The following is a 10,733-nucleotide window of genomic DNA, read 5'->3' on the forward strand; positions in this document are numbered from 1 at the left end:
TCTCGGGTCGTCCTGTCCTCAGCCCTCGGCGAACCAGGCGAAGCCCAGACCCGGGACGACGAGGCGGCCCTGCTCGACCGGCAGGACACCGTCGCCGCCGTGCACCTGGCGGAAGGTGCCCAGCCCGGTGACCGTGTCGGCGTCGACGGGCTGGGGGGCGGGGCTGACATTGGCCAGTCCGAGGAAGGTGCCGTGGCGGGGGTGCCGGCGGCGCCAGACCAGCACCGAGTCGTTGCCGATGTCGAGCACTTCGGCGCCGACGTCGCCGGACAGCGCCGGCAGCGAGCGGCGGACGTCCCCGAGCCGGCGCAGCGCGGCGGACACGCGGCCCTCGACCGAGCCGGCGTCGGCGGCCCGGGCGGCGGCCTGCCAGTCCAGAGTGGGGCGGTGCATCCACCGGTTGTCGGGTGCGAGCTCGGGGTCGGCGAGATAGCCGTGGTCGTTGAGCTGCGCGAGCTCGTCGCCGGAGAACAGCAGCGGGATGCCGCCGAAGCCGTAGACGACCGAGTACAGCAGGACCAGGCGCCGGATCCCGGACTCGAGTGCCGCGTCGTCACGCCGCGCGAGAGCGTCCTCGATACCGCACAACGACGCCGTGGTCCCCGAGATCCGTGCGTCACCGGTGGCCTCGTTCTCCTGGAAGAGCGCGCCGCGGGCGAACGAGCCGGGAAAGCGGCCGGCGTAGAAGTCGCTGAGGAAGCGACGGTGCGCGGCGCCGTCGAGGCCGACAGCGGCGGCGTCCTCGTCGGTCACCGCCCACCCGATGTCGTCGTGGCCACGGACGTACGTGCACCAGGTCGTCGACGCCGGGACGGGGCGCATCCGGGCGAGCGACTGGCGGGCCAGCCGGACGTCGCCGGTCGCCAGGCTGCTCCAGAGCAGCACCATGAGCTGGTTGTGGTACGCCAACTCGCACTCGGGGCGCTCGCGCTCGTGCGCGCCGAGGTACCGGACGAGGTCGTCGGGGGCGACGATCGCCTCGGCCTTGAAGACGACGCCCGGGGCGGCCAGCCGGGTGAGCGCGTGCAGCACCTGCAGCAGCAGGTGGGCCTCGGGCTGGTTCTGCGAGGCCGTGCCGAGCCGCTTCCAGAGAAAGGGGACGGCGTCCATCCGGAAGACGTCGACGCCGCGGTTGGCCAGCCAGGTGATCTCGCCGAGCATCGCGAGGGTGACCTCGGGGTTGGAGTAGTCGAGGTCCCACTGGTAGGGCCAGAACGTGGTCCACACCCACGCACCCGCGCCGCCCAGCGCCTCGGGCACCCAGCTGAAGGAGCCCGGCGCCCGGTCGGGGAACACCTCGGGGATGGTGGCGTCGAAGGCGTCGGGCATCGTCCGGTCGGGGAACGCCGTGTAGAAGCCGGCGTACCGGGGGTCGCCGGCCAGCCACCCCTGTGCCCACGCGTGCTCCCGTGCGGTGTGGTTGAGGACCACGTCGATGCACAGGCTCATCCCACGGTCGTGCAGCGCGGTGGCCACGGCCTCGAGATCGGCCATGGTCCCCAGACGCGGGTCGACGGCGCGGTAGTCGGCGACGGCGTAGCCGCCGTCGTTCTCGCCCTCGCGCGCACGCAGCAGCGGCATGAGGTGCAGGTAGGTGGTGCCGAGGCCGGCGAGGTGGTCGAGCCGGTCGGGCAGCCGGTCGAGGGTTCCGCAGAAGCGATCGACGTAGCAGACGTAGCCCTGCATGCCCGGTGATTGGAACCAGCGCGGGTCGATCTCCCGGCGCCGGTCGAGCCGGCGGAGCCGCTCCGGCCGCTCGCCCGCGGCCGCCAGTGCGAGGCGCAGCGCCCTCTGCAGCACGTCGGGTGCCCGCTCGCCGTAGAGCTCCGACAACGCGGTCGCGATGTCGGGTAGCCACAGCTCGGCCCGGGTGAGGAAGGCATCGGCATCGGCCTCGCCGAGCGCTGCCACCGCGTCCTCGCCGAGCACCGCGCGGATATCGGTCGTCGACTGCTGCGTGGCTGTCCCGAGGGGCACGCCCGTCACCCCCACCGCTCGTCGTGGTCCTGGGGCCCATCGGCGTGCTGCGATGGCCGCTCCGTCCGGGGACATCATGCGACTGGTCACCGACGTCCCGCCGTGTCGAGGGCGTTGAGCCCTCATGGCCTCCGTCGCCGACGCAGGGCGCTCGGGGGCAGTCACGCCCACGAGGGGACGGCCGTCAGGCCCCGGGGCCCAGGCCAGCCGGCCGGTGCCGCCCGTCATGCTGGCGCAGGCTCAACGCGAGCTGAACACCAGCGGGGTGTCGGACACGGTCCGCGCCGCTCTGCGGCAAGCGGCGAAAGCAGCCGCACGCGCCCGGCAGGTGGCCTGGCTTCAGGAGGGTGGACTCGAGGCGATGGCGGATCCGCGCCAGCGGGCTGACGCGTGGCGGTGATCGCCCGGTTCCTCATCGACACCAGCGCGGCGGCCAGGATGCGGCTGACTGCCGTCGCGGACCGATTGGAGCCCCTCATCACCGGGGGTCTGGTGGCTAGCTGCGCCGGCCTGGATGCCGAGGCGCTCTACAGCACCCGCAGCCCGGCGGAGTGCGAGCAGGTGCGGGCCGACCGCCGTGCGGCGTACGAGTACCTCCCCACCGACGATGGCCACTGGCAACGGGCGTTCGATGCGCAGCGCCTCCTCGCCGGCACGGGGCGCCATCGCGCGGTTGGCATCATCGACCTGTTGACGGCGGTACTCGCGGCTGAGCACGGGGTGACGGTCGTGCACCACGACGCCGACTTCGAGGTGGCTGCCGAAGTACTCGAGTTCGAGCACCGATGGGTCCTGCCACGGGGAGCCGTGCAAGGGCTGTCGATCGGTGTGCATCAGCTGGTGTCCGAGGGGACTTGGGGATGGGGAAGATCATCGCCGGCATGACGTTGGTGACGCTGACGAATGACCAGTCGACGCCCCGCCGCTCAAGACATCCGGGGCCCTCTTCCGCGTGCATGCCCGCGCGGGAGGCCCAGCCGCGCTCGGGTCGCACCCAGGACGAGCAGGCCGAGAACTGCGAAGGCGAAAATGTGCAGTGGTCCGGTACTCACCTCCGGATAGAGCCGCTGCAGCAGGCCGTCCCCGAGCATGGTGCCGCCGGCGACGGCATTTCCGCTGGCGTGGACGAGTCCGACCAGGAGAAGGCTCTGGGTCCGGTTGTAGCTCCAGCCGATGAGAGCACGGAACGGGACTGCAAGCAGGACCAGCAGGAGCAGGAGCAGGGGAGCGCCGGAGCCGGCGTTGCTCACGACCAGGGGAAGGTGCTGGAGTGCAAAGAGCGGAGCGGTGAGGAGGGCAGCGACAAGCGGGCCGCGCCGGTCCTGCAGGCGCGCCTGCACGAAGCCCATCCAGGCGACTTCCTCGCCGAGATTGCTTGTCACGAGGCCGAGGACGGTGGGAATGAGCAGGCCGACCACCACCGCCGCGCCCAACGCCGGGAGGGAGGTGCCTCGGGGGAGACCGAAGAGCGCTGCCGCGACCCCCACTGTCGTCAGCGGGACCACGACGAGTGCGTAGGCGTACCAGCCGGGACCGACCCGCACCGCGGTGATGCGCCGCCACAGCATCCGGAGGCCGACCGCGCCACCGGTGACGTGCGTGATGAGCAAGGTCGGCAGCAGCAGGCCGACGAGGTTGCTGGCGAGGACGAACGGCGTGATTGCGACGTCGACGCCGTTCAGGTGAGAGACCACCGGGATGAAGGCGACGGCTTGACCGACCGTGAAGAACCACAGGAGCAAGGCCGTGACCGGGTGGCGCCGAACCAGTTCGGGCAGCCTGCATGCCCGGTTCCGGGACGGCGGGGTGTTGCCCGGGGCCCGGATGGTCGTCATCGTCCGACCGCTGCCAGGGGTCGGCTCGAGGTGTACGCGTACCACTGCAGGGTTGCATCGATGCCATCGGCGTAGGAGGTGACCTGGCCGGGTCCGACGGCCGTGCGGTAGGCGGTGGCGTCGACGCTGTGCGGCTGCCGGAACTGGTAGAGCATCTCGGCGCCCTCCCTGAGAACGGGCCAAGCGAGCCCGAGGACGCGGGCGGTGGCCGCCCCCAGCCGCAGCACGTGGAGTGGTCGCTGCGCCTGAGCGGACAACAGGTCGAGGAACCCTCGTGCCGTGGTCGGTGACGGGGTCGGGAGGTGCCAGGACTTGCCGAGAGCCACCTCCTGCTCGCCTAGGTCGGCCAGCCCGTGCGCGAAGTCGTCGATGAACATGGGACCGAGCGGCTGATCCATGTCGCCGACCCAGAGGACCGGTCCCTTGCCCAGAGCCGGCCCGAACAGGTTGCGACCGAGCACGGACTCCACGGCGGGGCCGTAGAGCTCCGGAGCCCGCCCGATGACGGTCCGCACCCGGCCGCTGGTGTGCGCCGCCAGGACCCGCTCGGCGAGCCACGCGCGGAGCACGCCCTTGCAGCTCACCGGCCGGTAGGGCATGTCCTCTGTCATGGGCTCCGTGACGCGGCCGTACATCCAGGTGTCGTCGACGAACACCATCCGGGCGTCGGCCGCCTCAGCGCCGGCGAGCACGCCGTCGACGGCGGCCGGGAAGGCGTCTCGCCACTGCACGAAGGGCGGGTTTACCGCGTTGTAGACCACACCGGCGCCTCGGCAGACCTCCTGCATGCGGCGGGCGTCCGTGGCATCTGCAGCCATCACTTCCACGCCCGGGGGCAGCGCCATCCGGCCACTGCGGTTCACCGCACGCACGCGGCGGCCGCGTCCCACGAGCTCGCGCACCAGGGCGCGACCGGTACCGCCGCTGGCGCCGACCACCACGTGCACCTTGTCGGCGTCAGCCATTCCCGCCTCCTGCGGGGAACGGCCGCCCTTCCGGGCTCGAAGCACCGGTCCGGCCAGTGCGACACATGTGAGCCATGACCCCTCCGTAGATACGTTCCCGTGTCGTATGGGCGGCAGAGTGGCCCTGTGCGCGAGGGAACGCAACCGTTTCTTGTACGCTGGATGCCATGGTGAGCGCACCGCTCGGCAGGGCCGCGGGCGAGGCGACACCGCCCGCTGTCAGGCGGCGTCGGGGAGAGGTCCTCGAGGCGGCGATCAAGGCCTCCGTGCTCGACATCGTCATCGATCAGGGTGTCGGCGGCGTCACCATGGAGTCGGTCGCCGCCAGGGCGGGAACCAGCAAGTCGGTTCTCTACCGGCGCTGGGACGGCCGGGCAGCCCTGCTGCGCGACACCCTCGTCCCGCTGGCGATGTCGGCCATCCCGCACACGGACACCGGCAGCTACCGCGGTGACATGTTGGCCATCCTGCACGGCTGGGCCGACTTCTTCGCAAGCCCCGTGGGGGTCATCGGCCCGGCCATCGTCGGCGCCATGCCACATGATCCCGAGCTCGCCGAGGCGTTTCGCGAGGGAGTGATCGGTTGGCGGAAGAAGGCCATGGCCGAGACGCTCCAGCGAGGAATCGCGCGCGGGGAGGTGCGCTCCGACGTCCAGTTCGACATCGCGCGCGAACTCGGTCAAGCCGTGCTCTGGCACCGCTTCCTCGTGACGGGCGACCCGGTCACCCCCCACCTGATCGAACACGTCGTGGACGCCATTCTGCTGCCCTACGTCACACCGCCGCCGCCCTCGCCGTGAGTGTGGGGTCGGCCCGGCTCAGCACTTCTCGGACGACGACGGGGTGGACGAGGCGGACGATCGCCGAGTAGTGGCGGCCGCGCCCGCTGTTCGCCCGGACGGCGGTGGTTGGCCTGACTCGGCCGGTAGGTGACGGAGGGACATGCAGATGTCCGGGTGGTGTTCGTGGACGCCCTCCAGGATCTCGTCGTCGGTTCGTCCGAGGTCGCCTTCGCACTGGCGTGAGCCGGCGATTCGCGTCCGAGGGCGACCCGCTGCATGCGCGTGCGGCTACGACGGTCTGGCCGGCCATGTCGGGCAGACGGGCCGCTCGGGTCTGAACCCCCGAGGAAAGACGTCCTTCACCACCTCCGTGCGCGCGGGTTCACCGGCAACCCTCAGGAGCAGCGGCGTGAGGTGACCGGCCGTGGGCGCTCCACGACAATGGCCACCGCCCCTGCCAAGGAGCCGTGGAGGGTCGGGAGGCCCGAAGTTCGGACCGCGGGGACTGCTCCAGGCTCCGTTGACTCGCGGAGATGCCTCACGACTCGGTTGCCTGGGCGGCTCGGAGAGGTGCGGGCCTGCAGGTCGATGTGGTTCCTCCAGGCATCGAGGGGACGTGCCGACGTCGAAAGCAGGAGAACCCCACCGGTCCGACGACCGTGGGGTTCAACTCGGTGTCCGAGGGGCGAGACGCTACATACGCACACGCTTCCCGCCCTGACGAGATGACCTCGGGTCACCCCTGCTCGTGGTCTGCTTCTTCCGCGAACTCTCGGAAGGCCGCAAATGCGCGCGGGCCGTACACGGTGCCAGGTCCGCCGTTCATCGCGATGGCGACGCCTAGGGCTTCGGCAACCTCAGACTCGGAGGCGCCGGTGCGGACGGCCCCACGAGCGTGCGACGCGATGCACCCGTCGCACTCCTTGCTGACCGCGATGGCGAGCGCGATCAGTTCCTTCGTCTTCTCATCCAGTGCGCCGGCGGCGTATGCGGCGGCATGCAGCTGGCGGTATCCGTCATAGACCCCGGGGATCGCGCGACGCAGCGCGCGGGCCGGTTCGCGGAGTTCGTCCTGGACGGCGTGGCCGTGACCCATGACGTGATGGTGGCAGTTGCCGTACCGCAGTGCGCGGTGGCCCGGACGCTCGGTCCACCGGCGTCCAGGCCGACTCTGCTGCGCAACGTGCCACTCGGGGGCCCTTCGCCATGTCGGTGGCGCGGGCGGCCTCGACGACTGCTTGACGACGGCCTCGCCGAGGGCGTCTTCGCCACCCTGGGCACCAGCGCCTCCACCCGAGGCAGCGCAGCGGCTGCTGACCGGGAGGCGTCGACGACCGAACGAGGACGTCGAGAGCAGGTAAGCACAACCGGGGAGCGGCAGACGCACATCCGGCCCCGCCCAACGTGGCCGCGGCCACCTGTGGCGAATCGGGTTCAATGCGCCGGGCGGACCGGACGATGCAGCTTCCGAGGGTCAACGCGCATCGGGACGGGACCGGATCGACCCTGGTGCTCCTTCCGGGCCTCGCCAGTCTCATCGGCGAGTTCGGCACGGTGCTGCCGACGCTGGCCCGCCGGTACGAGGTGTTGACGCTCGACCTCCCCGGCCAGGGGGATCCGCCGCGCTACCCGCGCCCCTGCGGCCGACGCTGATCGGCAGGTCCGCCCGCTGCACCTCCATCCGCAGCGTTTCGGCGAATCCGTCGATGCCGTGCTTGGACGGGCTGTAGGCGGTCTGCAGCGGCGCGCCCCGCTTGGCCCCGATCGAGGAGATGTGGATGAGGGCTCCGCTCTTCCCCTTCAGGTGCGGGAGAGCGGCCATGGCGCCGTGAACCTGGCCCATGAGGTTCACGTCGATGACGCGCTGGAACTCCTCCGGTGTCGTCTCGTCGAACGGGGCGACCAGCAGGACCCCGGCGGCGTGCACCCAGGTGTCAAGTCCGCCGTACTCGGTCACCGCGCGCTGGGCCACGTCGCATCTGGGCGGGGTCGGTCACATCGGCCATCTGGGCCACAGCGTCTCCGCCGTGGGCCCGGACCTGTTCGACGAGCGACCGCAAGCCGGCCTCTCCTCGGGCGGCAACGACGACCTTCGCCCCGTTCGCGGCGAACCGGGCGGCGGTGGCGCGACCGATCCCGCTCGATGCGCCCATCACGACGACAACCTGGTCCCGTATCGGCTTCAACACTGGCTGCGGCATGACCCACCCCTAACCGCTGGCCCGCTTCCGATGGGCAAGTCGCGCGGATCTGGCACGGCCGACAGTGGACAGACGACGCGGCACGTCGGCTCCCGGGAGAAGCGCACCGCATCGGGAGTCCATGACGGTTGGTCAGCGCGTGAGCGAGGCTGGACTTCGGCCCGTCACGCCGCCGAAGACCCTCGGCAGCGTCCGGGGCGGAGCCCGTGCCCGTACTCGCGGAGCTACCGGAAATGACGCCTGAGGGGCCGCGGTGCTCCGGACAAGCCCCGCAACGGTGAGTCCGGCGAGCGCCATTGCCTCCGGCGGGTGACTGCGGTCGGTCCGCGGCCCGAGGGATCACGTGGGAGCCGGGACTCCGGCGCCGCACGACAGCCGCCCGGCAGGCGGTGGCGCCCGGAGATCACGAGCAGGATGGCCCCATGTCCGATGCTTCGCGCCCGTTCTACGTCGCCCTCGGCGACTCGATCTCCATCGACGACTACGCGGGCGGCCCCGGTCGGGGAGGGGCCAGCCTCCTCTTCCGCAACCGCGACGACGACTTCCCCGACTGGCGCGGCCGCGACCTCCTCACGGTCGACCCCGAGACCGGCTTCCTGCTGTTGGCCACGGATGGCGCGACCACCCGGACCCTGCTGCACGTGCAGCTCCCTCGCCTCGGGGCGTTGCCGGACCGACCCACGGTGGTCACCCTCACGATCGGGGGCAACGACCTGCTGTCGGTGTACGGGGACAGCGCCGGCGCTCAGCAGGTCATCGCGCGCGTGGAGGCGGCCGTCGACGGAGCGCTGTCCCAACTCACCAGTCTCGTGGCGCCCGGCGGTCGGATCGCCGTCGGGACCGTCTACGACCCGAGCGACGGCACGGGGGACGCCGTCAGGCTGGGGCTGCCGCCGTGGCCGGATGCGGTCGCGGTGATCGACCAGCTCAACCAGGCGCTGCGCGGCGTCGCCGGGCGGCACGGTGCTGCGGTGGCCGACATCGGGGGGATCTTCCATGGTCACGGGCTTCGGGCCGGTGATCCTGCGCGGACCGAGGCGCGACCGGGGGAGCGGGACCTGTGGTTCAGCCGCCTCATCGAGCCGAACGCCTGGGGAGCCGGCGGCGTCCGGGCGGCATTCTGGACGGCGTTGGACGTGTGACACGGACCATCCACCGGTAACGGTGGGAGGGGCGGTGGCTCGTGCGTTGCGCCGCCGTGGAAGGGTTCCGAATCCGCGGTCCCCGCGGGGGACCCCAGCAGAGCCCCGCCTCGCAACGCTGGCCGCCGTGCAGCCATGGGAAAAAGGAGAACCCCACGGGCACGAATACCGTGGGGGTTCAACTCGGTGTCCGAGGGGGGAGTTGGACACCGGCAAGTGGGAGCCGTCCCACCTGCTGCCTCCGGGGTGGGGGAGGAGCGCGGTGTGCGCGGCTTCGTGGGCATGGTCGGAACGTAGCGCGCCGGTCGGACGACACCGGGATCGTCATCCCGGAGGGCCTTGTCCGGCCCGGCGGATTCCCCTTGCACCGGATCGTCCCCTGACCAGTACGTGCATCAATGAAGCGGTAGCGCCCGTTGGCGGACGGAATCTCTGATCCATCTTCGCCGCACGCTAGATCGGCACGGGTGAACGCGGGCAGCGGGAGGCCGATGTCGCCGTGCAGCGACGAACTCTACGGTGGTGACTGGCTCGATGCTGACTCCCGGGGATGTCGTCGAGCGGCGCTCATGGCGATGCCTTCCCCCATGGTGGAGCGAGGTCCCCCTGCGGAGGACCAGGGGCGTAGCCGAGAGCCGTGTGGCGTGGCGGTGCTGACCGGGATCAGTCGGTCGCGCCTGCGGCCTGGCCGACGGTCGACCCGCTGGATCCGCGCTGACGCCATGCGGCGACGCTGCGCGTCGCCCAGGTCGCACGGGTGATGCACTCGGCGGTGAGCCGGCGCAGCGCGGCTCCGGCGGCGTGGCCGCCGACCTGCACGGTCACCGTGTGGATGCCGCGCACGCCGTTCGGAAACGGCGTGGCGATGCCCTCCTCCTGCCATCCACCGCTGGTCGTGCGGCAGCGGACCCTCAGCTGGTGTCGGCCCGGGGTTGCGGCCCAGGTGGCCGTCCAGGGCCGCCAGGCGTCCGGACCGAGGTCGACGCCGAGGGCGGCGTCGGTCCACGGGCCGCCGTCGACCTGCACCTGTACGCGGTCCACGCCGACGGGGGGTGCCCAGGCGTAGCCGCGAAGGGTGACCTGGCCGGGCGCGACGCGCCCGTGTGAGCCGGGTGCGTCGATGCGGGACGCGGGGTGGACCGGGTAGGTGCCGTCGGCCCAGCCGCGGGAGCCCCAGTAGGAGAGCGGCGGGGTGGCGCTGACGGTGAGGCGTCGGAGCCACTTGATGCTGCCGTCCTGGCCGTGCCGGCCGGAGACGAGCAGCCGGGCGGGGCTGCCGTGCTCGCGGGGCAGCGGCTGTCCGGCCATGCCGACCGCGAGGAAGCCGTGCCGGCGGGCCACGTCCAGCGGCAGCACGTTGGTGTAGCCGTCGACGGCCTCCGCGACGAGCCATCCGTCGTCGTCAATCACGCCGGCCCGTTCGAGCAGGTCGGCCAGGCTGATGCCGGTCCAGCGGGCGCAGCCCATCCGGGTGCCGCCGACCGGGTTGTGCACGCAGACCATCAGCAGGTCGCGCTCCTCCAGCGGCAGGGCCAGCACCTCGGGAAGAGTGAGCGACAGCGGTCGCTCCGCCTCTCCGTCCACGTCGAGCCGCCAGGCGCCGACGTCGGTGCGCGGCTCGGGCACCGTCACGTCGATGACGACCAGGTCTCCGGGTTCGGCCAGCAGAGGGGCGACGCCACGGTGTGCTGCGGTGTCGGCAGCGGGGACCGGCGGCAGCGGCCGGGCGGGCGCGGGTAGCCGCACCTGGTCGCGCAGCACGGCAGCGGCGCGGCGGCGGGCCCGCCCGTCGGTGGCCACCACCGCTCCGGTGGCGGCTGCCGCGGCAGCC

General features: G+C 71.9%; 8 protein-coding genes and 1 pseudogene. 3 read left to right on the forward strand and 6 right to left on the reverse strand.

Annotated features, from left to right (window positions below; genetic code table 11):
- Positions 1-18: 18 nt before the first annotated feature.
- Positions 19-1,977: an alpha-amylase family protein gene (locus ACI794_RS18430; protein ID WP_456617079.1), complete on the reverse strand. Its 1,959-nt coding sequence runs from the start codon at positions 1,975-1,977 to the stop codon at positions 19-21.
- Positions 1,978-2,367: 390 nt separating this feature from the next.
- Between ACI794_RS18430 and ACI794_RS18435 the strand changes: the two genes are divergently transcribed.
- Entirely contained in the window at positions 2,368-2,862 is a 495-nt protein-coding gene (locus ACI794_RS18435; protein WP_456601741.1) for a PIN domain-containing protein, read from the forward strand.
- A gap of 41 nt (positions 2,863-2,903) precedes the next feature.
- Here the strand turns inward: ACI794_RS18435 and ACI794_RS18440 are convergent, their stop codons facing one another.
- Positions 2,904-3,812 carry a CPBP family intramembrane glutamic endopeptidase gene (locus ACI794_RS18440; protein WP_456617080.1) on the reverse strand — a complete coding sequence of 303 codons (909 nt, stop codon included), beginning with the start codon at positions 3,810-3,812 and terminating at the stop codon, positions 2,904-2,906.
- Positions 3,809-4,777 (reverse strand): NAD-dependent epimerase/dehydratase family protein, encoded by a 969-nt coding sequence (locus ACI794_RS18445; RefSeq protein ID WP_456617081.1) that lies wholly within the window; start codon positions 4,775-4,777, stop codon positions 3,809-3,811. Before ACI794_RS18445 ends, ACI794_RS18440 begins: the two co-directional genes overlap by 4 nt.
- A 167-nt stretch (positions 4,778-4,944) precedes the next feature.
- Here ACI794_RS18445 and ACI794_RS18450 point away from each other — a divergent pair, with 167 nt between their 5' ends.
- The gene (locus ACI794_RS18450; protein WP_456601738.1) at positions 4,945-5,577 is read left to right on the forward strand and encodes a TetR/AcrR family transcriptional regulator; all 633 of its coding nucleotides are present in this window, start codon (positions 4,945-4,947) and stop codon (positions 5,575-5,577) included.
- A gap of 718 nt (positions 5,578-6,295) precedes the next feature.
- Here the strand turns inward: ACI794_RS18450 and ACI794_RS18455 are convergent.
- Positions 6,296-6,655 (reverse strand): carboxymuconolactone decarboxylase family protein, encoded by a 360-nt coding sequence (locus ACI794_RS18455; RefSeq protein ID WP_456601737.1) that lies wholly within the window; start codon positions 6,653-6,655, stop codon positions 6,296-6,298.
- A gap of 438 nt (positions 6,656-7,093) precedes the next feature.
- Positions 7,094-7,709: pseudogene (locus ACI794_RS18460) on the reverse strand (SDR family NAD(P)-dependent oxidoreductase); the annotation flags it as partial.
- Between the two features lie 473 nt (positions 7,710-8,182).
- On the opposite strand from ACI794_RS18460, the gene ACI794_RS18465 reads away from it, so the two are divergent.
- Positions 8,183-8,902: an SGNH/GDSL hydrolase family protein gene (locus ACI794_RS18465; RefSeq protein WP_456601736.1), complete on the forward strand. Its 720-nt coding sequence runs from the start codon at positions 8,183-8,185 to the stop codon at positions 8,900-8,902.
- A gap of 663 nt (positions 8,903-9,565) precedes the next feature.
- On the opposite strand, the gene ACI794_RS18470 is transcribed toward ACI794_RS18465, so the two are convergent.
- Positions 9,566-10,733 (reverse strand): molybdopterin-dependent oxidoreductase (locus ACI794_RS18470; protein ID WP_456617082.1); only part of this gene is annotated, 1,168 nt, incomplete at its 5' end.

The sequence above is a fragment of the Blastococcus sp. SYSU DS0541 genome (assembly GCF_054050875.1).

Coding starts and splice junctions, on each gene's coding strand:
- ACI794_RS18445 (WP_456617081.1), bottom strand. CDS start 4,777: ATGGCTGACGCCGACAAGGTGCACGTGGTGGTCGGCGCCAGCGGCGGT.
- ACI794_RS18450 (WP_456601738.1), top strand. CDS start 4,945: ATGGTGAGCGCACCGCTCGGCAGGGCCGCGGGCGAGGCGACACCGCCC.
- ACI794_RS18440 (WP_456617080.1), bottom strand. CDS start 3,812: ATGACGACCATCCGGGCCCCGGGCAACACCCCGCCGTCCCGGAACCGG.
- ACI794_RS18465 (WP_456601736.1), top strand. CDS start 8,183: ATGTCCGATGCTTCGCGCCCGTTCTACGTCGCCCTCGGCGACTCGATC.
- ACI794_RS18455 (WP_456601737.1), bottom strand. CDS start 6,655: ATGGGTCACGGCCACGCCGTCCAGGACGAACTCCGCGAACCGGCCCGC.